Origin of the sequence: Siculibacillus lacustris, from assembly GCF_004328075.1 — a bacterium.
In the GTDB taxonomy this organism is placed as follows: Bacteria; Pseudomonadota; Alphaproteobacteria; order Rhizobiales; family Ancalomicrobiaceae; genus Siculibacillus; species Siculibacillus lacustris.
Map to the genome: position 1 here is coordinate 36406 of NZ_SJFN01000008.1, position 26508 is coordinate 62913.

General features: G+C 71.5%; 21 protein-coding genes. 8 read left to right on the forward strand and 13 right to left on the reverse strand.

Translation table 11 applies throughout. The features are described 5' to 3' along the window. Positions 1-44 precede the first annotated feature (44 nt). The 6 genes from tsaE to grpE all read left to right on the forward strand — a co-directional run bounded on the left by tsaE (position 45) and on the right by grpE (position 10318). Positions 45-1613: a tRNA (adenosine(37)-N6)-threonylcarbamoyltransferase complex ATPase subunit type 1 TsaE gene (gene tsaE / locus EYW49_RS06880; protein WP_131307562.1), complete on the forward strand. Its 1569-nt coding sequence runs from the start codon at positions 45-47 to the stop codon at positions 1611-1613. A gap of 16 nt (positions 1614-1629) precedes the next feature. Beyond that, positions 1630-2382, forward strand: a complete 753-nt coding sequence (locus EYW49_RS06885) for a nucleotidyltransferase family protein (RefSeq protein WP_206365407.1) — start codon at positions 1630-1632, stop codon at positions 2380-2382. A 23-nt stretch (positions 2383-2405) separates the two neighbouring features. Then, positions 2406-5597 (forward strand): double-strand break repair protein AddB, encoded by a 3192-nt coding sequence (addB, locus tag EYW49_RS06890; RefSeq protein WP_206365408.1) that lies wholly within the window; start codon positions 2406-2408, stop codon positions 5595-5597. Further along, positions 5594-9118 carry a double-strand break repair helicase AddA gene (gene addA, locus EYW49_RS06895; RefSeq protein ID WP_165498160.1) on the forward strand — a complete coding sequence of 1175 codons (3525 nt, stop codon included), beginning with the start codon at positions 5594-5596 and terminating at the stop codon, positions 9116-9118. Before addB ends, addA begins: the two co-directional genes overlap by 4 nt. Before the next feature lie 115 nt (positions 9119-9233). After that, positions 9234-9557 (forward strand): thioredoxin, encoded by a 324-nt coding sequence (gene trxA / locus EYW49_RS06900; protein WP_131307566.1) that lies wholly within the window; start codon positions 9234-9236, stop codon positions 9555-9557. A 143-nt stretch (positions 9558-9700) separates the two neighbouring features. After that, positions 9701-10318, forward strand: coding sequence for a nucleotide exchange factor GrpE (grpE, locus tag EYW49_RS06905; protein ID WP_131307568.1), 618 nt, complete (start codon positions 9701-9703; stop codon positions 10316-10318). Positions 10319-10437: 119 nt separating this feature from the next. On the opposite strand, the gene EYW49_RS06910 is transcribed toward grpE, so the two are convergent. Further along, positions 10438-10722, reverse strand: a complete 285-nt coding sequence (locus EYW49_RS06910) for a DUF305 domain-containing protein (RefSeq protein ID WP_165498161.1) — start codon at positions 10720-10722, stop codon at positions 10438-10440. 184 nt (positions 10723-10906) lie between these two features. Beyond that, positions 10907-11368 carry an Lrp/AsnC ligand binding domain-containing protein gene (locus EYW49_RS06915; RefSeq protein ID WP_131307744.1) on the reverse strand — a complete coding sequence of 154 codons (462 nt, stop codon included), beginning with the start codon at positions 11366-11368 and terminating at the stop codon, positions 10907-10909. 158 nt (positions 11369-11526) lie between these two features. On the opposite strand from EYW49_RS06915, the gene putA reads away from it, so the two are divergent. Beyond that, on the forward strand, positions 11527-14670 hold the full coding sequence (putA, locus tag EYW49_RS06920) for a bifunctional proline dehydrogenase/L-glutamate gamma-semialdehyde dehydrogenase PutA (RefSeq protein ID WP_131307572.1): 3144 nt from the start codon (positions 11527-11529) through the stop codon (positions 14668-14670). Positions 14671-14686: 16 nt separating this feature from the next. Here the strand turns inward: putA and EYW49_RS06925 are convergent, their stop codons facing one another. Continuing rightward, positions 14687-16111, reverse strand: coding sequence for a leucyl aminopeptidase family protein (locus EYW49_RS06925; protein ID WP_228259532.1), 1425 nt, complete (start codon positions 16109-16111; stop codon positions 14687-14689). A gap of 183 nt (positions 16112-16294) precedes the next feature. Here EYW49_RS06925 and EYW49_RS06930 point away from each other — a divergent pair, with 183 nt between their 5' ends. Next, positions 16295-17086 carry a tetratricopeptide repeat protein gene (locus EYW49_RS06930; protein WP_131307575.1) on the forward strand — a complete coding sequence of 264 codons (792 nt, stop codon included), beginning with the start codon at positions 16295-16297 and terminating at the stop codon, positions 17084-17086. 16 nt (positions 17087-17102) lie between these two features. Here the strand turns inward: EYW49_RS06930 and EYW49_RS06935 are convergent, their stop codons facing one another. The 10 genes from EYW49_RS06935 to EYW49_RS06980 form a co-directional block, all read right to left on the reverse strand. Beyond that, a complete protein-coding gene (locus tag EYW49_RS06935; protein WP_131307577.1) occupies positions 17103-17453 on the reverse strand; it encodes a carboxymuconolactone decarboxylase family protein in 351 nt (116 codons plus the stop codon). Between the two features lie 150 nt (positions 17454-17603). After that, positions 17604-18575 carry a type II secretion system F family protein gene (locus EYW49_RS06940; RefSeq protein WP_131307579.1) on the reverse strand — a complete coding sequence of 324 codons (972 nt, stop codon included), beginning with the start codon at positions 18573-18575 and terminating at the stop codon, positions 17604-17606. Positions 18576-18587: 12 nt separating this feature from the next. Continuing rightward, positions 18588-19571 carry a type II secretion system F family protein gene (locus EYW49_RS06945; protein ID WP_323052982.1) on the reverse strand — a complete coding sequence of 328 codons (984 nt, stop codon included), beginning with the start codon at positions 19569-19571 and terminating at the stop codon, positions 18588-18590. Positions 19572-19591: 20 nt separating this feature from the next. Further along, the gene (locus tag EYW49_RS06950) at positions 19592-21064 is read right to left on the reverse strand and encodes a CpaF family protein (RefSeq protein ID WP_131307581.1); all 1473 of its coding nucleotides are present in this window, start codon (positions 21062-21064) and stop codon (positions 19592-19594) included. A gap of 28 nt (positions 21065-21092) precedes the next feature. Then, positions 21093-22349, reverse strand: coding sequence for an AAA family ATPase (locus EYW49_RS06955; protein ID WP_131307583.1), 1257 nt, complete (start codon positions 22347-22349; stop codon positions 21093-21095). Then, entirely contained in the window at positions 22349-23086 is a 738-nt protein-coding gene (locus EYW49_RS06960) for a CpaD family pilus assembly protein (protein WP_131307584.1), read from the reverse strand. The genes EYW49_RS06955 and EYW49_RS06960 overlap by 1 nt, the downstream gene beginning before the upstream one ends. 14 nt (positions 23087-23100) lie before the next feature. Next, entirely contained in the window at positions 23101-24633 is a 1533-nt protein-coding gene (locus EYW49_RS06965) for a type II and III secretion system protein family protein (protein ID WP_131307586.1), read from the reverse strand. A gap of 63 nt (positions 24634-24696) precedes the next feature. Beyond that, a complete protein-coding gene (gene cpaB / locus EYW49_RS06970) occupies positions 24697-25506 on the reverse strand; it encodes a Flp pilus assembly protein CpaB (RefSeq protein WP_165498162.1) in 810 nt (269 codons plus the stop codon). A 155-nt stretch (positions 25507-25661) separates the two neighbouring features. After that, positions 25662-26195, reverse strand: coding sequence for an A24 family peptidase (locus EYW49_RS06975; protein ID WP_131307590.1), 534 nt, complete (start codon positions 26193-26195; stop codon positions 25662-25664). A 113-nt stretch (positions 26196-26308) separates the two neighbouring features. After that, on the reverse strand, positions 26309-26464 hold the full coding sequence (locus EYW49_RS06980) for a Flp family type IVb pilin (protein WP_407695465.1): 156 nt from the start codon (positions 26462-26464) through the stop codon (positions 26309-26311). Between the last annotated feature and the right edge of the window lie 44 nt (positions 26465-26508).

A 26508-nucleotide genomic window follows, 5' to 3' on the forward strand; every position in this document is an offset into this window, starting at 1 on the left:
GCGCCGCCCCGTCCGTTCGCCCGCCCGGGCCCGAGGATCCTGTCATGGACGAGCCCCTTCCCGCGGCCCTCGACGAGATCGAGATCCGGATCGAGCGCGATCTCGCCGACGAATCGGCGACCGTCGCCTTCGCCGAGGACCTCGCGGCGATCCTGCGCCCCGGCGACGTCGTCGCCCTGGTCGGCGACCTCGGCGCCGGCAAATCGACGCTGGCCCGCGCCCTGATCCGGGCGGTCGCCGACGACGCCGCGCTCGAAGTGCCGAGCCCGACCTTCACTCTGGTCCAGGCCTACGAGACGGCGCGCCTGACCGTCGCCCATTTCGACCTCTACCGCCTCGCCGACCCCGACGAACTCGACGAACTCGGCTTCGACGAGGCGATCGCCGCCGGCGCGGTGCTGGTCGAGTGGCCCGATCACGCGGGGCCGCGCCTGCCCGACGACGCCCTGATCGTCGCCCTCGCGCAAGGCGCCCGCCCCGAGGCGCGGCGGCTCACCGTGGTCGGCGACCGCGCCCGCTGGGGCCTCCGGCTCGAGCGCAGCCTGGCAGTGCGGGCCTTCCTCGCCGCCGCCGGCCACGGCGCCTGGCATCGCCGCCATCTCCAGGGCGACGCCTCGTCGCGCAGCTACGAGCGCCTCTCCCTCGGCGCCGCCGCGGTGGTGCTGATGAACCATCCGCCCGAGCCGGAAGACGCCGCCGGCCGGGCGCGCATCGCCGCCCGCGCCGCCGCCCGCCTCGCCGAAGGCCCGCGCCCCTTCCTCGCCTTCGCCCACGGCCTCGCCGCGGCCGGCGTGCGGGTGCCGGCGGTGCTCGCCCAGGATCTCGATCGCGGCTTCCTGCTGCTCGAGGATCTCGGCAGCGTCCCCTGCGTCGCGGGCATGCCCCCGCGACCGATCCCCGAGCGCTACCGCGCGGCGGTCGAACTCCTCGCCGAACTCCATGGCCGTGCGCTGCCCGACCGCCTCGACGACGGCGCCGGCGGCAGCCACGAAGTGCTCCGGTGCGACGCCGCGGTGCTCGCCGCGGAAGTCACGGTGTTCCTCGACTGGGGCCTGCCCCATCTCCTCGGCCGCCCGGCCGGCGCCGACGAGCGCGCCCGTTTCGCCGCCCTGTGGGCGCCATTGTTCGACGAGGTCCTGGCCGCGCCGGCGACCTGGTGCCTGCGCGACTACCATTCGCCCAACCTCCTGTGGCTCGCCCACGAGAGCGGCACCCGCCGCGTCGGGGTGCTCGACTTCCAGGACACCATCTTCGGCCCGCCGGCCTACGACGTCGTCTCGCTCGCCCAGGACGCCCGCGTCGACGTGTCCCCCGAGCTCGAGGCCGAGCTGATCGCCGCGTATGTCGCGGCCCGCCGCGCCAGCGCCCCGGACTTCAACGAAGCCGCCTTCCGCCGCGCCTATGCGATCCTCGCCGCCCAGCGCAACACCCGCATCCTCGGCGTCTTCGCCCGGCTCGATGCCCGCGACGGCAAGCCGCAGTACCTCGCCCATCGGCCGCGCCTGTGGGCCTACCTCGATCGCGTCCTCGACGAACCGGTGTTGCGGCCGTTGAAGCTCTGGTATGAGGAGGCCGTGCCGCGCGAGCGGCGTGCCGCCCGTCCGCCCGCCTGAATGCCGGAACCCTTCGATGTCCCCGAGTCCCTCGCGCCCCCGGGCGCCGATCGTCCGCCCGACCCGCGCCATGGTCCTCGCCGCCGGTCTCGGCAAGCGGATGCGGCCGATCACCGCCACCACGCCCAAGCCGCTGGTCGAAGTCGCCGGTCGCTCGCTGATCGACCACGGCCTCGAGCGGCTGCGCGTCGCCGGGGTCGAACGGGCGGTGGTCAACGTCCATTATCTCGCCGATCTGGTCGAGGTCCACGTGCTCAAATGCGCCGAGCCGAGGGTGACCATCTCCGACGAGCGCGAGACCCTGCTCGACACCGGCGGCGGCATCGTCAAGGCCCTGCCGCTGCTCGGCGGCGCGCCCTTCTACGTGATCAACTCCGACAGTTTCTGGATCGAAGGCATCCGCCGCAATCTCGATCTCCTCGCCGAGCGCTGGACCGACGCCGAGATGGACGGGCTGCTGCTGCTCGCCCCGACCGTCGGTTCGGTCGGCTATTCCGGCCCCGGTGACTTCCTGATGGACCATCTCGGCCGGCTGACCCGCCGCGCCGAACGGCGCATCGCCCCCTTCGTCTATGCCGGCGCGGCGATCCTCCATCCCCGCCTGTTCAAGGACGCCCCCGCCGGGGCCTTCTCGCTCAACACCCTGTTCGATCGCGCCCTCGACGCCGGCCGCCTCTACGGCCAGCGCATGGAGGGAATCTGGTTGCACGTCGGCACGCCGCGCGCGATCGTCGAAGCCGAGGCGGCGATCGCCGAGAGCGCCGACTGAAAGCACCGGGGGAGGGCGAGCGCGTGACCCGATCGAGCGATCCCGCGCCCGCCGCCGCTTCGGCGCGCTTCCCGCGTGTCCTGTCGATCGACGCCGGCCGGCCGTTCCTCGCCACCCTCGCCCGCGCCTTCCTCGATGGGACCCTGGTCCCCGGTACCGCCTTCGATCCCGCCGATCCGACGGCGATGGCCGATGCGCTGATCCTGGTGCCGACCCGGCGCGCCGCCCGCGCCCTGCGCGACGCGCTGCTCGCCGAACTCGCCGCCGGCGGCGGCGAAGCGGTGGCGCTCTTGCCGGAGATCCGGCCCTTCGGCGACGTCGACGAGGACGGCGACTTCGGCGAGGCCGACGACGACCTCGCCCCGGTCGCCACGCCGCTCGAACGCCGCCTCGCCATGACCCGGCTGGTGCTCGGCTGGACCGCCGGCCTCGCCGCCGGCAGTCGCAATCCGGCGACCGGCGCCGCCCCGACCGTGCCGGCGACCCCGGCCGAAGCGGTGCGATTGGCTTCGGCGCTCCTGGTGCTGATGGATCAGGTGGTCGCCGAGGGTGCCGACTGGTCGCTCCTCGACGGGCTGGTGCCCGAGGACCACGCCGCCTGGTGGCAATTGACCCGCGACTTCCTGGCGATCGCCACCCGTGCCTGGCCGGCTCATCTCGCCGAGCGCGGCCTCGACGATCCGGCGGTGCGCCGCCACGCCGCGATCCGCCGCACCGCCCGCCGCCTCGCCGAAGCGCCGCCGAAAGGTCCGGTGATCGCCGCCGGCTCGACCGGTTCGGTGCCCTCGACCGCCGAATTGATCGCCGTGGTGAGCCGGCTCGAGACCGGCGCGGTGGTGCTGCCCGGCCTCGACTTCGACCTCGACGCCGCCGCCTGGGACAGCCTCGAACCCGAGACCGGCGATCCCGTCCCCGGCCATCCGCAATACGGCCTGCGCCTGCTCCTCGACCGGCTCGGCGTGACCCGCGACGACGTCGCCCGGCTCGGGGCCCCGCCCACCCCGAACGAAGCTGCGCGCCGCCGTCTGCTCTCCGAGGCCCTGCGCCCCGCCGCCACCACCCAGGACTGGCGAACCTTCGCCGCGGCGATCGCCGAGGGCCGTTTCGACCTCCCTGCCGCCCTCGCCGGCGTCGGCCTGATCGAGGCCCGCAACGACGCCGAAGAGGCGCTCGCCGTGGCCCTGGTGTTGCGCGAAGCGATCGAGGATCCGGCCGCCACCGCGGCGCTGGTCACCCCCGACCGCAACCTCGCCCGGCGCGTCGCCGCCGAGCTCGGCCGCTGGGGCCTGGAGATCGACGATTCGGCCGGCCGCCCCTTCGGCCACACCCGCCCGGCGGTGCTCGCCCGGCTGATCGCCGAGACCGCGCTCGGCGGCTTCGATCCGGTCACCGTCGCCGCGCTGCTCGCCCATCCGCTCGCCCGCTTCGGCCGCCGCGCCGCCGCGGCCGCCCGCCTCGCCCGGGTGATCGAGCTGATCGCGCTGCGCGGTCCCCGCACCGTGCCGACCGGCGCCGGCCTGATCGAGGCCTTCGACGAGGCGGCCGCCGAGATCGCCGCCCATCCCGGCCGCACCGCCGCGGCGCGCGCCCGCATCCGCCCCGCCGAACGCGCCGAGGCCCGCGCCCTGCTGGTCGATCTGGTCGACGCGCTCGCGCCGCTCGAGGCGCTCGGCGACCGCGCCACCGTCGATCTGCCGACCCTGGTCGCGACCCATGTCGCGGCCCTCGGCGCGATCGCCGCCGATGCCGACGGGTCCGACGCCGCCCTCTATGCCGACGAGGACGGCGAGGCGCTGGCCGCCGCCCTCGCCGGTCTGGTCGAGGCCGCGGCCAGCGAGGGTGCGGCGATCCGCTTCGCCGCCGCCGCCTGGCCCGGCTTCTTCGAGGCGTTGCTCGGCGACGTCGCGGTCAACCGCCGCACCGCGCCGGGTGCCCGCCTGTTCGTCTACGGCCCGCTCGAAGCGCGCCTGCTGTCCTTCGATCTGGTGGTGCTGGCCGGGCTCGACGAAGGCATCTGGCCGGTGCCGGCCCGCGCCGATCCCTGGCTGTCGCGGCCGATGCGCCGCGATCTGGCGCTGGAGGCCCCGGAACGGCGCATCGGCCTGTCCGCCCACGACTTCGCCCAGGCCGCCGCCGCGCCGCGGGTGATCCTCGCCCGTGCCGCCCGTGCCGGCGGCAGCCCGACCGTGCCCTCGCGCTGGCTGCAACGCCTGTCGACCCTGATCGGCGCCGCCGGCACCGCCCGCATCAAGGCGCCGATGGCCGCACCGCTCGCCTGGGCTCGCCGCATCGACCGGCCCGACGCGCCGCCCCGGGCGGTCGCCCGGCCGTCGCCGCGTCCCCCCGTCGCGCTGCGGCCGAACCGCCTGTCGATCACCGAGATCGAGACCTGGATCCGCGATCCCTACGCGATCTTCGCCCGCCACGTCCTGCGCCTCACCGCGCTCGATCCGCTCGGCCGCTCGATCGGCGCCGCCGAGCGCGGCACCTTCGTCCACGACACGCTCGCCGCCTTCCTGCGCGAGGGCACTTCGGTGCGCGGCGCCGTCGCCCCGGCGCGGCTGAGCGAATTGGCCGAGATCGAACTCGCCCGCTTCGCCGCCTTCCCGGAAGTAGTGGCGCTGTGGCGGCCACGACTGGCGGCGATCGGCCGCTGGTGGCTGGCCGTCGAGGCCGAGCGCGACCCGCTGGTCGCCGAGCGCCACGCCGAGATCGCCGGGCGCTGGGTGTTCCCGGTCGACGGCGTCGACTTCACCCTGTCGGGACGCGCCGATCGCATCGACCTGATGACCGACGGCCGCCTCGCCCTGCTCGACTACAAGACCGGCCGCCCGCCCTCGGAAAAGGCGGTGCAGGCGCTGATGGCGCCACAATTGCCGCTCGAGGCGGCGATGGTCCGGGCCGGCGCCTTCGGCCCCGATCTCGTCGGCAAGGCGATCGCCGAGATCGCCTATCTCCACCTCACCGGCGGCGCCGCCGGCGGCTCGTGGGAGAGTCGCGGCCGCGGCGGCACCGAGGCCCGCGACGCCGAAGCCCTCGCCGACGCCGCCCGCGACCGGCTCGAGGAGCTGGTGCGGCTCTTTCGCCGGCCCGAGACCGGCTATCCGTCACGGCCGCGGGTGCAGTTCGAGAAGGACCGTGGCGGCGACTACGATCACCTCGCCCGCGTCGCCGAATGGGCGGCCGGCACCACCCCGGAGGCGACCGACCCGTGACCTCGCCCTTCGTGGTGCCCGCCGAAACGATCGATCGCCAGCGCCGCGCCTCGGCCCCGGAGTCCTCCGCCTGGGTCTCGGCCAATGCCGGCTCGGGCAAGACCTGGGTGCTGGCGCGACGGGTGATCCGCCTGTTGCTGGCCGGCACCCCGGCGAGCCGCATCCTCTGCCTGACCTTCACCAAGGCGGCCGCCGCCACCATGTCCAACCGCGTCTTCGCCGAACTCGGCCGCTGGACCCTGCTCGACGACGAGGCGCTCCGTTCGGCGATCGCCGAGGTCGAGGGGCCGGCGGTCGACCGGGGCCCACGCGCGGTGGCGCGGCTCGATCGCGCGCGGCGCCTGTTCGCCGAGGCGATCGAGACCCCCGGCGGCCTCAAGATCCAGACCATCCACGCCTTCTGCGAACGCATCCTCCAACAGTTCCCGCTCGAGGCCGATCTCGGCGGCCATTTCGACATCCTCGACGAGCGCCTGGAGCGCGAACTGGTCGCCGCCGCCCGCGACGCCGAGCTGGTTTCGGCGAGCCGCGCGCCGCTCGGCGATCCGGTCGCCGACGCGCTGGCGATCCTGCTCGACACGGTCGGCGAGTTCGCGCTGGCCGGCGCCCTCGACGCGGTCATCGCCGCCCGCGACGATCTGCGCAACGCTCTGCGCGCCCATGGCGATCTCGACGGGGTGATCGCGGCGATCCGCGCCGCCCTGGCGGTGCCGGACGGCGAGCGCGACGCCCGTCTGGTCGCCGAAATGCTCGCCTCGCCGGAGTTTCCCGCTCCGGTCCTCGCCGAGCTGATCGATACTTTCGCCGGCTCCGGCCGTCAGGACGCCGCCCAGGCCGAGCGCCTGCGCCGCGCGGTCGCCCCGACCGTGCCGGCGAACGATCGCCTCGCCGCCTGGTGGTCGGTGTTCTTCACCAATGCCGACGCGCCGCGCGCCACCCGCAGCCTCGCCACCAAGGCGGTGTGCGAGCGCCATCCCGACTTCCTCGACCGGGCGGCCCGCGAGACCGCGCGGCTCCAGCGTCTCGCCGACGCCCGCGCCGCGCTGGCGTCCGCGACCACCACCGCCGCCCTGTTGCGCCTCGGCGACCGCGTCGTCGGTCGCTATGAGCGGGCAAAACGCGCCCGCGGCGCCCTCGACTTCGACGATCTGGTCACCCGCACCGCCGATCTCCTGTCGCGCTCCGACGCCGCCGCCTGGGTCCAGTACAAGCTCGATCGCGGCATCGACCACATCCTGGTCGACGAGGCCCAGGACACCAGCCCGCGCCAGTGGGCGATCGTCCACGGTCTGACCGAGGAATTCTTCGCCGGCGAAGGAGCGCGACTCGGCGTGCGCACCGTCTTCGCGGTCGGCGACGAGAAACAGTCGATCTATTCCTTCCAGGGCGCCGAGCCGCGCCGCTTCTCCGAGAGCCGCAGCACCTTCGCGGCCCGCGCCCGCGCCGTCGATCGACCCTTCGCCGACGTCCAACTCAACCTGTCGTTCCGCTCGACCGACGACGTGCTCGCCGCCGTCGATCGGGTGTTCGAAGACCCCGCCCTGCGCGCGCGCCTGCTCACCGACCCCAGCGACTACGGCACCCACGCCGCCGCCCGCGCCGGCGCGCCGGGGTTGGTCGAGATCTGGCCGATGATCGTCGCCGACAAGGAGGTCGAGCCCGACGACTGGGCCGCCCCCCTCGACCGCGCCACCACCGCGGCGCCGTGGATGCGGCTCGCCGCCCGCATCGCCGACGAGATCGAGCACCTGCTCGCCCCCGGCTTCCGCCTGGAGGGCACCGGCCGGCCGCTCGGTCCGCGCGACATCGTCGTGCTGGTGCGCAAACGCGGCGTCTTCGTCGACGCGATCAACCGTGTCCTCAAGGAGCGCGGCCTCGCCGTCGCCGGCCACGACCGCCTGCGCCTCACCGATCACATCGCCGTCGCCGACCTGATGGCGCTCGGCCGCACCCTGCTGCTGCCCGAGGACGATCTGGCGTTGGCCTCGGTCCTGAAGTGCCCGCTGTTCGATCGCAGCGACGACGATCTGGTCGATCTGGCCTGTACGGATCGCCGCGAGGGCGAGAGCCTGACCGCCGCACTCCACCGGGCGGCGGACGCTTCGCCGGCCTGGCGCGCGGTCGCGAGCCGGCTCGAGGATTGGCGCGAGCGCGCCCGCCGCCTGCCGCCCTTCGAGCTCTATGCCCGCATCCTCGCCGCCGACGGCGGCCGCCGCCGCTTCGTCGCGCGCCTCGGCTCGGAAGCCGAGGACGTCCTCGACGAGTTCCTGGCGCTCGCCGCCGCCGCCGATCGCGGCCCGGCACCGAGCCTCGGCCGCTTCCTCGCCGATCTCGAGGCCGACGCCCCGGAGATCAAACGCGAACTCGACGAGACCCGCGACGAGCTGCGGGTGATGACCGTGCACGGCGCCAAGGGCCTCGAGGCGGCAGTGGTGTTCCTGGTCGATCCCGGCTCCGGCCCGGTCCATGCCGCCCACGACCCGACCCTGGTGCGCCTCGCGGTGCCCGATTCGCCGCCCGGCGCACCGCCCGTGCCGGTGTGGAGCCGCGGCTCCGCCGATCCCGCCGTGGTGGTCGCCGCCCGCGCCGCCCATCGCGACGCGGCGAGCGCCGAATATCTCCGTCTCCTCTATGTCGCCATGACTCGCGCCGCCGATCGCCTCTATGTCTGCGGCTTCGCCGGGGTGCGCGGGGCCAGCCCGGAATGCTGGCACGCCCGCATCGCCGAGCGCCTGCTGCCCGACGCCGAGGAAGTCACCGACGCCGCCGGCACCGTCGTCGCCCATCGCTGGCGCACCGGCCGCGGCATCCCGCGCCCGCCCGAGCCGCCGGCCCCCGCCGTCGCCGCCGCGAATCCCGACCTGCCGGCCTGGATCGATCGCCCGCCACCGGTCGTTCCGACGATTCTCCGGGCCACGCCCTCCGCCCACCCCGACGCGCCCGCGGCGAAGGGCCGCGGCGGTCCGGCCGCCGCCGCCGAACGCGCCGCCCGCCGCGAACTCGAGCGCCTGCGCGGCACGCTCGCCCATCGCCTGCTCGAGGTCCTGCCGGGCCTCGCCGTCGATCGCCGCCGGGCCGCCGCCACCCGCTTCCTCGCCGCCCGCGCCGCGGCATGGCCGGAAGACGCCCGCACCGGTCTCCTCGCCGAGGTCGAATCGGTGCTCGCCGCGCCGGACTTCGCCGCCGTCTTCGCCGCCGGATCGCGGGCCGAAGTGCCGATCGTCGGCCGCCTGGTCGCGACCGACGCCACGCCGATCGAGATCTCCGGCCGCATCGACCGCCTGGCGATCACCGCCGACGCCGTGCTGCTGGTCGACTTCAAGACCGATCGCCGCCCGCCGCCCGTCGGGGCGCCGCCGGCGAGCCATGTCGAACAGCTGGCGCTCTACCGGGTGCTGCTGGCGCGGCTGTTCCCCGGGCGGGCGATTCGCTGTGCGCTCCTGTGGACCGCCCTGCAGCGCCTCGACGAAATCGCGCCGGTGCTGCTCGACGCCGCGGCGCGACGGCTCGCGCTGTCGTGATCCTGTGGTTCGGAGCGGAGATACCTACAGCATCTTGACGCTAGGCCCTCGCCTACCTACGTTCTCACCCCGAAAGATCGGCGCCGCTCCCGCGCGCCCCGCAAGAGGTTTTCCCATGGCGACCGTGAAAGTCACCGACGCGTCCTTCGATACCGACGTCCTCGCTTCGTCCGAGCCGGTCGTCGTCGACTTCTGGGCGGAGTGGTGCGGACCGTGTCGGATGATCGCCCCGGCGCTCGAGGAGATCTCCACCGAGATGGCCGGCAAGGTGAAGGTGGTGAAGCTCAACATCGACGAGAACCCGGACGTCGCGATGAAGTTCGGCGTCCGTTCGATCCCCACCCTGATCGTCTTCTCCGGCGGCAAGCCGGCGGCGATGCAGGTCGGCGCCGCCCCCAAGGGCAAGCTGGTCGACTGGATCAACGGCGCCATCGCCTGATTTCGAGGTCTCGCCCGCGACGACGCCCCGCCCTCCCGACGGAGACGGGGCGTCGTCGTCGTCGCGTCTGCGACGAAGGGGCTTGAAATGCCGCGCCGAAACCCTCAAATCCGGGTCGAGTTCCCGAACCTTCGAGGCAGACCATGAGCGACGAGTCCGCGATCGCCCCCCAGGCCGACGCCGCCCCCGAAACCGCCCCCGCGACCGAGACGCCCGCCGTCGATCCGATCGCCGCGGCCCAGGCCGAGGCGGCCGAGCTGAAGGATCGCCTGTTGCGGACCTTGGCCGAGATGGAGAATCTGCGCCGGCGCACCGAGAAGGAAGTCCGCGAAGCGCGCGACTACGCCGTCTCCGGATTCGCCCGCGATCTCCTGGCGGTCGCCGACAACTTCGACCGCGCCCTGTCGCACGTCCCGGCGGAGCTGCGCGAGAGCACGGTGTCCGGCGCCGCGGCGCTGATCGAGGGCGTCGAACTGACCGGCCGCGAGTTGCTCAAGGTCATGGAGAAGCACGGCGTGCGCAAGCTGTCGCCCCAGGGCGAGCGCTTCGACCCCAACCTGCATCAGGCGATGTTCGAGATCGCCAACCCGGACGTTCCCGCCGGAACGGTGCTGCAGGTGCTCCAGGACGGCTTCGCCATCGCCGGCCGGGTATTGCGCCCGGCGCTGGTCGGCGTCGCCAAGGGCGGTCCGCGCATCGCCGCGGTGGACGCGAGCGCACCGGCCCCCGGGACCTTCGAAGGCATCGATCGGACCGTCTGAGCCCGGCGGCTCACGGGTTCGAGCGCCCGGCATTCCTCACGATTTGCAGGCTCCGCCGCCCCCTCGGGCGGCGAAGCCGTCTCACGGCTCGTCTGACGGCGCCTCGGGGCGCCGATCGTTCATTGATCGTCGGGGACGAATCGCTCGATCGAGGCCAGCTCGCGCCGGCGCGCTTCGACCAGCGCCTCGGCCAGCCGCCGCAGTTCCGGATTGTGGCCCTGCACGCGTTCCTTGTCGGCCAGCGCCAGCGTATCCTTGTAGCGCGAGATCAGCGCCTGGACGAACTGGCGGTCGAGTTCGCGCCCGGCCGGATCGCGCACCGCGACCGGCGCCGGAGTCCCCCACATCTGGGCGAAGTGCATCCCTTCCATCGCCAGCAGGCTGGCGATGATGGCGGCCGTCAAAACGTCTTTCCTCGTCATCCTGTCCGCTCGCGTCTGATTGGCGCTCGCCGTCGTGATTCGACGCAGCGAGTTCGCCGGAGCGGCAGATTGCCTCACTTCGCGTCGGCCGACAATGACCTCGGGCCGGGTCGTTGCGGCGATGGTGAAGGGCGGCCCCGGTGCCCCGCCCGGTTCTGCGGTGGGCTCAGATCGGCAGGGCGGTGGTCGCCTTGACCTCCTCCATCACCGCATAGGTGCGGGTCTCGCGCACCCCCGGCAGCGGCAGAATGACCTCGGCCAGGAAGCGCCGATAGGCCCCCATGTCGCGCACCCGCGCCTTGAGCAGATAATCGAAGCCGCCGGCCACCATGTGGCACTCCAGCACCTCGCCGGCGCGCTTCACCTGGGTGGCGAAGGCGTCGAACACGTCGGGGCTGGTGCGGTCGAGCAGCACCTCGACGAACACCAGGAGGCCGCGGCCGAGCTTGCCCGGATCGAGCTCGGCGCGGTAGCCGCGGATGAAGCCGTCGCGGGTGAGCCGCCGCACCCGGTCGGCGGTGGCGGTCGCCGACAGGCCGATGCGTTCGGCGAGATCGGCGTTGGTGATGCGGCCGTCGCCCTGCAGCGCCGCGAGGATCTTGCGGTCGAGACGATCGACGCCGTCGATTTCACTGCCGATCATGGAAACCTCGAAGAAATACCCGGATCTAGAGATCGATAACCCGGAAAAAGCCGGTTGAAAAGCGGTTATCATGGGCAATCGACGGTCGACGCCCGACCGCTCCCTTCCGTGGCTCCTCGCCGAGCCGTCACAGGACGACGCCCATGACCGCTTCCCGTGCCCTGGTTCCGCAGCCGCCGACGATCGCCCCGTTCCGTGCCGCCTATGCCCCCGACGACGTCGCGCTGGTGCGCGCCCTGATCGTCGAAGCCCGCTTCGACCCGGCCGCCGACGCCCGCATCGACGCCCACGCGACGCGGCTGATCGACAAGATCCGCGCCGAGACCGGCAGCTTCGGCGTCGAAGAATTTCTGCGCGAATATTCGCTGACCACCCGCGAGGGCCTCGCCCTGATGGTGCTGGCCGAAGCACTGTTGCGGGTGCCGGATTCCGAGACCGCCGACAAGCTGATCGAGGACAAGCTCGCCGAAGCCGAATTCGAGAACCACGAGCGGGTCTCCGACGCTTGGCTGGTCTCGGCCTCGGCCTGGGCGATGGGCCTCACCGCCCGCATCTTCCGTCCCGGCGAGACCCCCCTCGGGGTCATCTCCGGCATGGTCAAGCGTCTCGGGCGGCCGACCATCCGCACCGCGGCGCGCCAGGCGATGCGGGTGATGGGCTATCAGTTCGTGCTCGGCGAGACCATCGACAGCGCCCTGTCGCGCGCCGCCTCCTGGGAGGCCAAGGGCTACCGCTATTCCTACGACATGCTCGGCGAGGGCGCGCGCACCGCCGCCGACGCCGACAAGTATTTCGCCGACTATGCGCTCGCCATCGAACGCATCGGCAAGGGCGCCGCCGGCAAGGCGGGTCTGCCGAGCCGCGCCGGCATCTCGGTCAAGCTGTCGGCGCTGCACCCGCGCTACGAGGCGGTCAACGGCGAGGCGGTGATGCGCGAACTGGTGCCGCGCCTGCTCGATCTCGCCCGCGCCGCCAAGGCCCACGACCTCGCCTTCACCGTCGACGCCGAAGAAGCCGATCGGCTGGAGCTGTCCCTCGACGTCTTCGCCGCCACCCTGGCCGATCCGTCGCTCAAGGGTTGGGACGGCTTCGGCCTCGCCGTGCAGGCCTATCAGAAGCGCGCGGTCGAGGTGGTCGACTGGATCGGCGCCCTCGCCGAGGCCCACGATCGCCGGCTGATGGTCCGTCTGGTCAAGGGCGCCTATTGGGATACCGAGATCAAGCGCGCCCAGGAACGCGGCCTCGTCGACTATCCGCTGTTCACCCGCAAGGCGGCGACCGATCTCTCCTATCTCGCCTGCGCCCGCAAGCTCCTGCGCCTGCGCCCGCGCATCTATCCGCAGTTCGCCGGCCACAATGCGGTGACCGTCGCGCAGGTCCGCGAGATCGCCCGCGAGGGCTGGTCCGACACCGATCCCGGCTTCGAGTACCAGAAGCTCCATGGCATGGGCGACGCGCTGCATCGCGGCGTGGTCGAGGACGACGGCATGGCCTGCCGGATCTATGCGCCGGTCGGCGGCCATCGCGATCTGCTCGCCTATCTGGTCCGCCGCCTGCTCGAGAACGGCGCCAATTCCTCCTTCGTCGCCAAGGTCGGCGACACCAATATCCCGGTCTCGGCGCTGCTGACCCGCCCGGCCGAGGAACTCGGCCACGGCGCCCGCGCCCGCCATGCCCGCATCCCCGTCCCGGCCGCCCTCTATGGTGACGCCCGGCGCAATTCCGGCGGCCTGGAGCTCGGCTGGACCGCCGACCGCGAGACCCTGGAGCGCAAGGTCGCCGCCGCCGTCGCCACCCCGCGCGACGCCGCCCCGGTGATCGACGGCACCGCCCGGCCCGGCACCGCGCGCGCCGTGGTCTCGCCGGTCGACGGCACCACCGTGGTCGGCCGCGTCGTCGAAGCCGACGCCGCCCTCGCCGGCGACGCCATCACCCGTGCCGTCGCCGCCCAGGCCGATTGGGACCGCACCCCCGCCGCCACCCGCGCCGAGGCCCTGGAACGGGCCGCCGACGCCCTCGAGGCCGAACGCGAGAGCCTGATGGCCCTGCTCGCCAGCGAAGCCGGCAAGACCTTGCCCGACGGGCTGGCCGAGGTCCGCGAGGCTGCCGACTTCTGCCGCTACTACGCCGCCGAGGCGCGGCGCCTGTTCGGCGAGGATCGCATCCTCCCCGGCCCGACCGGCGAGGAGAACCGCCTGCACCATCGCGGCCGCGGCGCCTTCGTGTGCATCTCGCCGTGGAACTTCCCCCTGGCGATCTTCGTCGGCCAGATCACGGCCGCGCTCGCCGCCGGCAACACCGTGATCGCCAAGCCGGCCGAGCAGACGCCGCTGATCGCCGCCCGCGCCGTAGCCCTGCTCCACGCCGCCGGCATCCCCGCCGGCGCGCTCCATCTCGTCCCCGGCGACGGCACGGTCGGCGCCGCCCTGGTCGCCGACCCGCGCATCGCCGGCGTCGCCTTCACCGGCTCGACCGAAACCGCCCGCCGCATCAACCGCACGCTGGCCGCCAAGGACGGGCCGATCGTGCCGCTGATCGCCGAGACCGGCGGCATCAACGCGATGATCGTCGACGCCACCGCGCTGCCCGAACAGGTCGCCGACGACGTCGTGCTCTCCGCCTTCCGCTCGGCCGGTCAGCGCTGCTCGGCGCTGCGCCTGCTGTTCCTCCAGGAGGACGTCGCCGATCGGGTGCTGGAGATGATCGTCGGCGCTGCCGCGACCTTGCGGCTCGGCGATCCGCGGTTGCTCGCCACCGATCTCGGCCCGGTGATCGACGCCGAAGCCAAGGCTCGCCTCGACGACCACCTCGCCGCCTGCCGCGCCGCCGGCCGCATCGTCTGGGAAGGCAGCGTGCCCGACGGCGCGCTCGCCGCCGGCACCTGGGTGGCGCCGACCGTGGTCCGCCTCGACCGCGCCGCCGATCTGACCACGGAGGTGTTCGGCCCGGTGTTGCACGTGGTGCGCTGGAAGGCCGACGAGCTCGACGCGGTGATCGCTTCGATCGTCGGCTCCGGCTACGGCCTGACGCTCGGCCTCCACAGCCGCATCGATGCCACCGTGCGCCGGGTCTGCGACGCGGTCTCGGTCGGCAACGTCTACGTCAACCGCAACATGATCGGCGCGGTGGTCGGGGTGCAGCCCTTCGGCGGCTCCGGATTGTCGGGCACCGGCCCCAAGGCCGGCGGCCCGAGCTACCTGCCGCGCTTCGCCCTCGAACAGGTGATCTCGACCAACACCGCGGCGGCCGGCGGCAACACCACCCTGATCGCCATGGGCGAGGAGTGAGCCGCCGCCCGGCCGGTCACACCGCGTCGGGCAGCGGTTCGGTGGGAACGCCGGCGGGCTTGGGATGGCGCGCGGCGATCACCTCGAACAGGGCGCGGATCGCCTGCGCCTCGCCGCCTTCCGGGCGACCGGGCCGGGCGGCCGGGGTCCAGCCGTAGACGTCGACGTGGACCCAGCTCTCCGCCGCCTCGACGAAGCGCTGCAGGAACAGCGCCGCCAGGATCGATCCGGCGAAGCCGCCGGTGGCGACGTTGTTGGTGTCGGCGATCTTGCTGTCGAGCATCGACCGATAGGCCGGCCACAGCGGCATCCGCCACAGGGGATCGAACACCCGGACGGAGGCCTCGGCGATCGCCTGGGCGAGCTCGTCGTCGGCGGTGTAGAACGGCGGCAGATCGGGCCCGAGCGCCACCCGCGCCGCCCCGGTCAGGGTGGCGAGGTCGATCAGCAGGGCCGGCGCCTCCTCGTCGGCCAGCGCCAGTGCGTCGGCCAGCACCAGCCGCCCCTCGGCGTCGGTGTTGCCGATCTCGACGGTCGGCCCCTTGCGGCTCGCCACCACGTCGCCGGGGCGATAGGCGCGGCCCGACACGGCGTTCTCGACCGCCGGCACGATCAGCCGCAGGCGCACCGGCAGGTCGGCGGCGAGGATCATCGCGGCCAGCGCCAGCGCCGAGGCCGCGCCGCCCATGTCCTTCTTCATCAACAGCATGCCGGCGTCCGACTTGATGTCGAGGCCGCCCGAATCGAACACCACGCCCTTGCCGACCAGGGTCACTTTCGGCCGATCGGTGCGGCCCCAGGTGGCGTCGATCAGGCGCGGCGCCCGGTCGGAGCCGTGACCGACCGCATGGACCAGCGGGAACCCGTCGCGCAGATCGTCGCCGACGATCTCCCGCACCTGCCCGCCGGCCGCCATGAACACCGCCTGGATGGCATTGGCCAATTCCGCCGGGCCGAGGTCGTTGGCCGGGGTGTTGATCAGGTCGCGGGCCAGCCACACCGCCTCGATCGTCGCACCGAGTCGGTTGCGGTCGACCGAAATCGGCAGCCGCAGCCGCACCGCCCGCTGCGGCGCGTCGCGATAGCGCCCGAAGCGATAGGCCTCGAGGCCGAAGGCCAGCGCCGCCAGCGTCTCGTCCTCGAGCGGTCCGTCGATGTGCCAGTCGCCCGGCGGCAGCAGGGTGGCGAGCCGCCCGGGCAGGAACGGCGTGCGCGCCGGATCGCCGCGCCGGCCGAGCCCGAACAGCGCCCCGGCGATGCCGCCCTCGGCGTCCGGCACGACGATCAGCGCACCGGCGGTCGCCTCGAAACCGCAGGCCCGGGCGAAGGCGGCTACGGAGCCGCCGAGCTCGTCGAGGCGGGCGGCGAGGCCCTCCGGCGTCACCGTCCACACCGGAAGCGAGGTGAGATCGAAGTCGAGCGGCAGGAAGGGCAGGGGCAAGGCGATTCTCCGGGCACGGCGGGAACGGGATCGATCGCTGCAATCTAGCCCCCTCGGCGGCCGCGTCCACCCCGGGACCGCGCGACGGCGCCCGGCTTAACCGTCCGTTAGGGTTAACGAAGCATAACGAGAGGGTGACGACCGAGCGCCGACCGCCGCTCGCGTTCCCGAGAGACCCGCCAGATGCCCCAGCGCCCGCGCTCCTCCCGCCTCCTTCTCGCTCTCGCGCTGGTCGCCGCGACCGGGCTCGCCGGCTGCGCCACGCCGCGCCGCACCGACGATCCCGCCACCACCGGCTCGATCGGCACCGCGCCCCAGGACGATCGGGCGACCATGGAGGCCTGGACCGCGCGCTATCGCGAGCGTCCCGACGATCCCTCGGTGGCCATGAACTTCGCCGCCGCGCTGCGCGCCGACGGCCGCTTCGCCCAGGCCGTCGAGGTGCTGCAGAAGACCATGCTGCAGGCGCCCGGCGACACCGGCGTCGCCGCCGCCTACGGCAAGGCGCTCGCCGAGAACGGCGATTTCGCCGAGGCCCTCAAGGTGATCCGCGCCGCCAATCCGCCGCGCACCCCCGACTGGCGCCTGACCTCGGCCGAAGGCGCGATCCAAGATCAGCTCGGCAACACCGCAGAAGCCCGCCGCCTCTACGGCGAGGCGCTGAAGATGGTGCCCGACGAGCCGTCGGTGCTCAACAACCTCGGCCTGTCCTTCGTCTTCACCAACGAACTGGCCAAAGCCGAGGCGACCTTGCGCCGCGCCGCGCAGAATCCGCGTGCCGACAGCCGGGTGCGCCAGAACCTCGCCCTGGTGATCGGTCTCGCCGGTCGCTTCGACGAGGCCCGTCGGGTCGCCACCGCCGAGCTGCCGCCCGACGAGGCCGAGGCCAACATCGCCTATCTCAAGGCGATGTTGAGCCAGCCCGACACCTGGAAACAGATCCGCGCCGCCGACCGCAAGCCGGCGGCCGGCTGACCGGACGGCGTGCCCGTCATTCGCTCTTCGGCGCGAACTGGTCGAAGGCCTCGACGGCCTGGGCCGCATACATGAAGGCCGGTCCCGCCGCCATGTAGATCGCCGTCGCCACCGTCTCCATCACCTCTTCGCGCGTGGCGCCGGCGGCGCGCGCCGCCTTGGCGTGGAAGGCGATGCACGGATCGCAGCGCACCGTCACGCCGATCGCCAGCGAGATCAGCTCCTTGGTGCGGGTGTCCAGCGCCCCGGCCTTCAGCGCCCCGGCCGACATCTGGCCGAAGCCCTTGATCGTCTCCGGCGCGCCGATCCGCACCTCCTTGAGGAGCACCGACATCTCCTCGGCGATCTTCGGCCAATCCTTGTGCATCGCGGGTCTCCGGGTTCGCGAATTCGCCCGTCCCGGCGGCGGGGAAGGGCGATGGGGACCGCGACCCTGGGCCGCCGCAATACATTAGTCAATTCTAATAAATACGAATGGGCATCCCGTCGCAGGCCGCGATCGCGGCCGCCCGCACGTTCACTTCCAGCCGAACAGCTGGATCATCGCCGGCCCGATGATCACCGCGAACAGCACCGGCAGGAAGAACACGATCATCGGCACGGTGAGCTTGGGCGGCAGCGACGCCGCCTTCTTCTCGGCTTCGGCCATGCGGGTGTCGCGGCTCTCTTGCGACAGCACCCGGATCGCCTGACCGAGCGGCGTGCCGTAGCGCTCCGCCTGGATCAGCGCGGTGACCACCGCCCGCACCGCTTCGAGCCCGGTGCGGGTGGCGAGGTTCTCGTAGGCCTTGCGCCGCTCCTGCAGGTAGGACAGTTCGGCCGCGGTCAGCGACATCTCTTCGGCGAGCGCCAGCGACTGGGTGCCCATCTCCTCGGCCACCTTGCGGAACGCCGGCTCCACCGACATGCCGGATTCGATGCAGATCAGCATCAGATCGAGCGCGTCGGGCCAGGCGCGACGGATCGATTGCTGGCGCTTCTGGATGGCGTTGGAGACGTAGAAGTTCGGCAGGTACATGCCGACGCCGGCCGCCAGGAACGAGAAGGCGAGCTTCATGCCCGGCGGCTGCTCGGTCATGCCGAGGCCGAAGAAATAGAACAGCGCCACCATGAAACAGACGAAGGGCATGATGAAGCGTGCGAACAGGAACACCGTCAGCGGTGCCTGACCGCGAAATCCGGCCATCCGCAACTGATCGGCGGTCTTGTCGTCGGACAATGCGTTCTTCAGCTGCAGCTGGTCGACCAGCCGCTTCATGTAGGCCTTGGGCTCGACCCTCAGGCTGACCGGCTTTTCGGTGTTCATCCGCGCCCGCTCGCGGATCCGGATCTTGTCGCGTTCGACCGACACCGCCTTCATCCGCGTCGCCAACTGCTCCTTCTCGAGGAAGGGGATCGCCACGGTGAAGATCGTCGCGGCCACCCCGATCGCCGTGAAGGCGCCGAGCAGGATCTGCGGATCGGCCAGCATCGCCAGGAAGTCGCCCATCGGTGGCCCTTTTCAGAAGTCGAAGCTGATCATCTTCTTCATCACCAGGATGCCGACCAACATCACCAAGCCGCTGCCGACCAGGATGACGTTGCCCGCCGTGGTGCGGAACAGAAGCATGATGTAGTTGGGGCTCGTGAGGTAGACGAGGCCGCCGACGATCAGCGGCAGCGAGCCGATGATGCCGGCCGAGGATTTGGCCTCCATCGACATCGCGATGATCTTCGCCTTCATCTTCTTGCGGTCGCGGATCACCTTGGAGAGGTTGGCGAGCGCCTCCGACAGGTTGCCGCCGGCCTTCTGCTGAATGGCGATGACGATGCCGAAGAAGTTGGCCTCCTGGACCGGCACCCGCTCGTAGAGCTTCTGGCAGGCCTCGCCGACCGGCAGGCCGAGCTGCTGCGATTCGATGATCTGGCGGAATTCCCAGCGCACCGGATCCTTGGTCTCGGTCGCCACCATGCGCAGGCAGTCGCCGAGCGGCAGGCCCGAACGGATGCCGCGCACGATCAGATCGACGGCGGTCGGCAATTCGTCGACGAAGGCCTTCTGCCGCCGCTTGGCGAGATGGTCGATCAGCCAGCTGGGCAGGCCGAGGAAGCCGACGACGGCGGCGCCGAGGCCGACGAACGGATTGCCCGACAGGACGAAGGCGCCCATCGCCACGCCGACGCCGATGCCGATCGACACCAGGATGTAGGTCTTCTTGGTCCAGGAGAGCCCGGCCCGGGTCAGCCGAAGGCTCAGCGGCGGCCGCTTGGAGCGCTCCTCGAGCGCCTTCTGCTTGTCCTCGAAGTCCTTCAGCGCGTCCTGCAGCGAACGTTTGCGGCCGGCGATCTCCTCGACCTTGGTCGCCGGGTCGACGATCCGGCCGACCCGCTTCTGCGCGGTCTTCTCGCCCTGGAACCGGTCGTAGAGCAGCGCATAGGCGATGCCGGCGGCACTCGCCATCGCCAGACCGATCATCGCCAGGACGATCACGTTGGTTTCGAACACGCTGCCCCCTCCATGCCCGCTCAGGCGTTGCCGACTTCGGCCGCGTCGAGCGCTTCGGCGAGGCGCCGCTCCTCGTTGAAGTACCGCGCTCGGTCCCACATTCTCGGCCGGCCGATGCCGGTCGAGCGGTGGCGCCCGACCACCCGGCCGAACTCGTCCTCGCCGAGGATCTCGTAGATGAACAGGTCCTGCATGGTGATCACGTCGCCTTCCATGCCGAGCACTTCGGTGATCGCGGTGATCCGGCGCGAGCCGTCGCGCAGGCGCGCCGCCTGGACCACCACGTCGATCGAATTGACGATCATCTCGCGGATGGTGCGGGCCGGCAGGGCGTAGCCGCCCATGGTGATCATCGATTCCATGCGCGACAGGGCCTCGCGCGGGCTGTTGGCGTGGAGCGTGCCCATCGAACCGTCGTGGCCGGTGTTCATCGCCTGGAGGAGGTCGAAGGCCTCCGGTCCGCGCACTTCGCCGACGATGATCCGCTCCGGCCGCATGCGCAGGCAGTTCTTGATCAGATCGCGCATCGTCACCTGACCCTCGCCCTCGAGGTTGGGCGGCCGGGTTTCCAGGCGCACCACGTGCGGCTGCTGCAGCTGCAGTTCGGCGGCGTCTTCGCAGGTGATGATGCGTTCGGTCTGGTCGATGTAGCGCGTCAGGCAGTTCAGCAGCGTCGTCTTGCCCGAACCGGTACCGCCGGAGACCAACACGTTGCAGCGCGACCGGCCGATGATCTGCAACACCGTCGCCCCTTCCGGGGTGATCGTGCCGAACTTGACCAACTGATCGAGGGTCAGGCTGTCGCGCTTGAACTTACGAATGGTGAGCGCCGGCCCGTCGATCGCCAAGGGCGGGGCGATGACGTTGACGCGCGAGCCGTCGGGTAGGCGCGCGTCGCAGATCGGGCTCGATTCGTCGACCCGGCGGCCGACCTGACTGACGATCCGCTGGCAGATGTTCATCAGCTGCTGATTGTCGCGGAAGCGGATGCCGGTCAACTGCACCTTGCCGGAGACTTCGATGTAGGTCTTTTCGCAGCCGTTGACCATGATGTCGGCGATGTCGTCGCGGGCCAAGAGCGGCTCCAGCGGACCGTAGCCGAGCACGTCGTTGATGATGTCGGCGAGCAGGTCCTCCTGCTCGGCGATCGACATCACCAGACTCTTGAGATGGATGATCTCGTTGATGACGTCGGAGATCTCCTCGCGCGCCGATTCGGCGTCGAGGCGAGCGAGCTGGGCGAGGTCGATGGTGTCGATCAGCGCCGAGAAGATCGATGACTTGGTGTCGTAATATTCCTCCGAACGGGCGCGCTCCTGGGCGGCGCGGCCCGGCGGGATCGGCGTGTTGGGATTGGCGGCGGCCGACGGCGGGGCCGCCCGGCTCGGGGTCGGGGCGCGGCTCGGCGCAGGCGCGCGCGTCGGCGCGGCCGGTGTCGGCTCCGACCGTCCCCCGCTTCCGGCGCCCTGTGCTCCACCGCGTCGTCCGAACATCTGTGACCTTCCTCGTTCCGGTCGGGTTTCACGACGCCTTGCGGGCGCGCAGTTTGTCGATGAGCGGTGCGAAGGCCGAGCGGCGGGCCTTGCGGACCTCGGTCCGTCCGGTCACCGCGGCGGCGAGCGCCCGCATCAGTTCGGTGGTCGCGTGTTTGGCGTCGATCTCGCCGATCATCAGACCCTTGTTGGCGGCATTGCCGAACAGCGCCGCGTCGAACGGCACCGTCGCGGTGATCGGCAGATCGAGCGCCTTGGCGAATTCGTCGAGCTTGATCTCCGGCCGCTTCGGCATCCCGACCATGTTGAACACAAGCCGCGGCGGCGCGTCGTTGGGCCGCGACGAGCGCAGGCCGTCGACCAGATTCTTGGCGTTGCGCAAGTTGGCGAGATCGGGGGCGGCGACCACCACCACTTCGTCGGCCTCGCGCAACTGCCGTCGGGTCCAGCCGCTCCATTGGTGCGGCATGTCGATCACCACCACCGGCACGCTCGACCGCGCCACCTCGATCAAGGGATCGAACGACAGTTCCTCGAAGTCGTAGATCCGATCGAGCAGCGCCGGCGCGGCGAGCACGCTCAAGCGGTCGGAACATTTGGTCAGCAGGCGGTCGAAGAAGGTCTCGTCGACCCGCTCGGGCGAGGTCAGCGCCTCCAACGTGCCCTGGGTCGGGTCCTGGTTGAAGTCGAGCGCCGCGGTGCCCCAGGCGAGGTCGAGGTCGGCGACCACCACGTCGTTGTCCCAAGTCGTGGCGATCGACCAGGCGACGTTGTGGGCCAGCGTCGAAGCGCCGCAGCCGCCCTTGGCGCCGATGAAGGCGATCGAGCGGCCGACCGGCGCCGCTTCCGGCCGGTGATAGAGGTCGCCGATGGTGCGCAGCACGTCGAACAGATCGAGCGGCGCCACCACATATTCGCTGACCCCGCGGCGGATCAGTTCGCGGTAGAGCAGAACGTCGTTGATGTGGCCGATCACCAGCACCTTGGTGCCGGGATCGCAGACGTCGGCCAGTCCGTCGAGATGGCCGAGGATGTCCTCGCCCTTGCCCGAGGATTCGACGATCACCAGGTTGGGCGTCGGCGCGCTACCGTAGAACTCGACCGCCGCGGCGAGCCCGCCCATCTGGACCTTGACGTGGGCGCGCGACATGCGCCGGTCGGCGGCGGCCCCTTCGAGCGCCGCCACCACGGCTTCCGTCTCGCAGAACGCCTGGATGGCGATGCGCGGGATGTGGCGGGCGTCGCTGGACGGGGKGTGCACCGGTCTCTCGGGGTTACGGGTCATCAATCGCCTCCGGAGGACGAGGTCTTGGTCGACGCCAGACCGAAGTCGGACTTGGTCTTCTGACCCTTGCGGTACTTGTCGATCACGTTGACCGCGCGCGTGGTGTCGGCCGGGCCGATCTCGGCGGGCGAGATCAGATCGGTCGGCTCGGCCACTTCCGCGGCGAGATTGGCCTGGGTGGCGCAGCCGAAGTTCCAGTAGCTGCCGTTGTCGAAGCCGGCGAACGACCCGACAACCTGGTCCGGCCACTGGCCGCAAGGGTGCGCCACCCGCGCCACCACCCGCGGATAGGTGAGGCGGATCGGCGCCGCGTCCTGGGCGCCGAGCGCCCCGTAGGGCCGGCGGGTGATCGCATGGGCCGGCAGGCCGGCCCGCTGCAGCGCCGCCGACACTTCCGCTGCGGCGTTGCGCGCCGCCACTTCGTTGGTGGAACCGCTCGGCACCAGAATGGTGATGCCGCTCGCCCGCCGCTCCAGCGCGGCGCGGCCGAAACTCTCGACGGTCCGCGCCATGCGCGGCGTCAGATGGGCGACGTCGATCCCGACCGGCAGATCGAGCGTCTCCTCGCCCTCTTCGACGATGATCGGGTGACGTTGGCGATAGCCGTCCTGATCGATGCTGCCGGTGGCATCGGGATCGGTCCGGGTCGCGCAGCCGCCGAGCGTGGCGATCGCGGCGAGGCCGAGCAGCAGCGCCGGGACGAGGCGCGACCGGGACGGGAGGGGCGTCGGGCTCATGGCGTGGGGTTCCCTCACTCGTAGATGTAGCCGACGCGGCCCCGGTAGGAGCCGCCGGGCGTGCGATCGGCCGCGCGGTAGATGCGATTGAGCCGGCCCAGGAAATAGCCCGCGGCGTCGTTGGCCGGCTGGAAGTTCTGGTCGGGTCGCTGCAGCTTGGAGGCCGCCACCGGCCGCACCAGGACCGGCTGGATGAAGATCGCCAGTTCGCTCTGCGACTGCTGAAAGTCGCGCGATCGGAACAGGGTGCCGAGAATCGGGATGTCGAGCAGGCCCGGGGTGCCGGAGATCGCCTGTTTGACGTCGTCCTTGATCAACCCGCCGAGCACCATCATCGCGCCCGACGGCATCTCCAGGGTGGTCGAGGCCCGCCGGATGCGCAGCGCCGGGATGGTGATGCCGCTGACCGTCACCGCGCCGTCCGAGGTCAGTTCGGAGACCTCGGTCTTCACCGTCAGGCTGATGCGGTCGTCGGCCAGCACCACCGGCTGGAAGTTGAGGGCGATGCCGTAGTTCTTGAACTCGACGGTCATGGCGTTCTGGGTGACGATCGGCACCGGATATTCGCCGCCGACCAGGAACTGCGCCTGCTCGCCCGACAGCGCGGTCAGGTTCGGCTCGGCCAGCGTCTTCATCAGGCTCGCCTGTTCGAGCGCCTGAAGCCGGGCCCGCAGCTTGAAGCCCCCGGCATCCCAGCTGAACCGCTGGTCGAGCGCGGTGGTCACCCCGGAATTGATCGGGAAGGAATTGGTGGTCACCGCATTGGTGCCGAAGTTGCCCGACGATCCGAGCAGGCCGGTGAGCAGGCCGTTGGCGGCGGTGCTCTCGGCGGTGCCGGTGTTGGTCAGGTTGATGCCGAGCATCTTGACCGCCTGGCGCTGGACCTCGGCGATCGTCACCTTCAGCATCACCTGGTCTTTGCCGCGGATGGTCAGCGTGTTGACCACCTGCACCGTCGACCCGGCCGAGCTGCTGCCGCCGGTGGTGGCGCTGCCGCCGCTCGCCGCGCCGCCGCCGGAATCCGGCTGATTGCCGACGAAGCGCGTGGCGACTTCGTAGGCCTGGACCGCCTCGCTGGCGCTGCCGACCGCTCCCGACAGCACCACCGTTCCGGCGACCGCTTCGGCGCGGATGTCGCTGCGCGGCAGGAGCCGCTTGAGCAGGCCTTCGAGGCTGCGGGTGTCGAGCTGGACCTGGAGTTCGATGTTGGCGATCGGCCGCCCGGAGGCGCCGAACACCACGATGTTGGTGGTGCCGAACTTGTTGCCGATCAGATAGAGGCGGCGCGACGAGCGCACCACCGCGTCGGCGATCTTCGGGTCGGAGACCAGCACGTCGCGGATCTCTTCGTCGAAGTCGAGCACCTGCGACTTGGACAGCGGCAGCTGCACCACCCGATCGCCGCGGGGCAGCGACGCCTGGGTGCGATCGAGACGCACCGCGGCGGCGGGCTCGGCCGCCTGGGGCGCGGGGACCGCGAGGCACGCCCCGACCATCGCCGCCACGGCGAGGGCAGTTCTGCGCAAGTGGACCAGACTCCCGGACATACCCAAATCCTCGACATTCGCACCTGCGCCACGTCGGTGGCGCTCGAGTAGAGCTGCGCCGCGTCAGCGGCGCATGTTGACCGTCGACGACACCCCGTAACGGACCATCTTGACCGAGCCGCCGGCCGCGGCCTCCGGTTCGTCGACCACCGGGCCTTCGTGATCGCGCAGGGCCCGAAGCGCCAGCGACACCACCCCGAGCTGCTGCGACTGGGCCATGGTCTCGGCCTGATGCGGCGTCAGCTCGAGGGTCACCGTGTCCTTGACCAGCATCGAGGCCTCGCCCTTGGATTCGGAGACCTGCTGATCGACCGCCAGGACGCGGATGTTGGTGAGGATCGTGTCGCTGACATAGGCGTCGTTGGCGCCGGCGCCGCCCTTCGGGGCGGCCCGGGTGAGGATCACGTCGACATGATCGTTGGGCAGGATGAAGCCGCCGGCGGTGCCGGCCGCCTTGACCTCGACCGCCGCGGCCCGCATGCCGGGGGTCAGGATCACCGACATGAAGCCGCGTTCGGCGCGCATCAGCCGCTGTTCGCGCACCGGCTCGCCGGTCAGGAACGGCGCCCGCGCCACCATGCCGACCCACTCCTCGGCCGCCTTGGGGCGGGCCGCGCGGATCACATAGGCTTCGACGACACCGGATTTGGGGAAGGCCTGCCAGGCGAGATCGCCGGCGATCAGCCGGGTGCCGGTCTGGATGTCCCGGGCGGCGACCAGTACGTCGACGGTGTCGAGGCGCGGGGCCTCGGTCGGCGTCGCCACCACGACCGGCGGCGGCGGCTCGCGATTCGACATCTTCACCGCCAGCAGCGCGGCGACGATGCCGGCGCCGAGCGCGATGGCCAGAACGAGAAGACGGGTGACCTGCATGACCTCGATCCGAACTGCGCAAGGAACGTCCACGACGTCCATGGCATCGGAGTTTCGGGCACGAGTGGTTCAGGTATGGTTAACGAGATCTCTGCAAATGCGGTGAAGGGATCGTGAAGACCGTCGCGACGACGGGTTTTCGCCCGTCGGACACCTCACAGAAACACCCGCATCCAGTCGCTCTGGGAGAAGATCTGCAATCCCGCCGCCGACAGGGCGATGCCGTAGGGCACGCGGCGATGTTCGTGGAAGCGCGCCAGGAAGCCGAACTTCAGCACCGGCAGCGGATCGAGCAGGCGGTCGGAGGCCAGCACCAGGAGCGTCAGGCCGCCGCCGAAGATCGACACCGCGAGGCCGAAGTCGAGCATGTGCGGCCAACCCAGCCAGAAGGCCACGGCCGCCGCGAACTTGACGTCGCCGCCGCCCATCCAGCCGAAGGCGAAACAGGCGAAGCCGATCGCGAACACCACGCCGGCCGCCGCGAAATGGGCACCGACCTCGGCCGGCGACCCGGCGGTCAGCGCCACCGCCGCCAGACCCACGGCGAACAGGCCGATCGACACCCGGTTGGAGATGGTCATCGAGAAGAAATCGGTCACCGCCGCATGGACGACGAGCACCGGGAACACCGCGGTCACCACAGCCGGCAGTACCTGCATCAGTCCCTCCTCGCGCAGCGATGCGATCACGATGGCGCATCGTCCCTGAAGGCGGCGTAAACGCCGGGTTGGGCGCCGCCGCAAACGACGAGAGGCGGGAACGCCGGTCCCCGCCTCTCGAATTCGGTCCGCGTGGAACCCGCTCACTTCATGTTGGCGGCGAGGTTCGTGAAGGTGCGGTTCAGGTTGGTGCCGAGCGCGGTGGCGCCGGTGATGATGGCGACGGCGACCAGCGAGGCGATCAGGCCGTACTCGATGGCGGTGGCGCCGGACTCGTCCTTGAGGAAGCGGGTGAACATGGTCATCTGTCTAGCTCCTTGGTATTCACACGGGTCAACAGAGC

Bases quoted from the DNA above. Each gene is read 5' to 3' on its own strand.
- EYW49_RS06935 (WP_131307577.1), bottom strand. From the start codon at position 17,453: ATGCACAAGGATTGGCCGAAGATCGCCGAGGAGATGTCGGTGCTCCTC.
- putA (WP_131307572.1), top strand. From the start codon at position 11,527: ATGACCGCTTCCCGTGCCCTGGTTCCGCAGCCGCCGACGATCGCCCCG.
- EYW49_RS06965 (WP_131307586.1), bottom strand. From the start codon at position 24,633: ATGTCCGGGAGTCTGGTCCACTTGCGCAGAACTGCCCTCGCCGTGGCG.
- cpaB (WP_165498162.1), bottom strand. From the start codon at position 25,506: ATGCAGGTCACCCGTCTTCTCGTTCTGGCCATCGCGCTCGGCGCCGGC.
- EYW49_RS06930 (WP_131307575.1), top strand. From the start codon at position 16,295: ATGCCCCAGCGCCCGCGCTCCTCCCGCCTCCTTCTCGCTCTCGCGCTG.
- EYW49_RS06960 (WP_131307584.1), bottom strand. From the start codon at position 23,086: ATGAGCCCGACGCCCCTCCCGTCCCGGTCGCGCCTCGTCCCGGCGCTG.
- trxA (WP_131307566.1), top strand. From the start codon at position 9,234: ATGGCGACCGTGAAAGTCACCGACGCGTCCTTCGATACCGACGTCCTC.
- grpE (WP_131307568.1), top strand. From the start codon at position 9,701: ATGAGCGACGAGTCCGCGATCGCCCCCCAGGCCGACGCCGCCCCCGAA.
- EYW49_RS06940 (WP_131307579.1), bottom strand. From the start codon at position 18,575: ATGGGCGACTTCCTGGCGATGCTGGCCGATCCGCAGATCCTGCTCGGC.
- EYW49_RS06885 (WP_206365407.1), top strand. From the start codon at position 1,630: ATGTCCCCGAGTCCCTCGCGCCCCCGGGCGCCGATCGTCCGCCCGACC.
- tsaE (WP_131307562.1), top strand. From the start codon at position 45: ATGGACGAGCCCCTTCCCGCGGCCCTCGACGAGATCGAGATCCGGATC.
- EYW49_RS06980 (WP_407695465.1), bottom strand. From the start codon at position 26,464: ATGTTCACCCGCTTCCTCAAGGACGAGTCCGGCGCCACCGCCATCGAG.
- EYW49_RS06950 (WP_131307581.1), bottom strand. From the start codon at position 21,064: ATGTTCGGACGACGCGGTGGAGCACAGGGCGCCGGAAGCGGGGGACGG.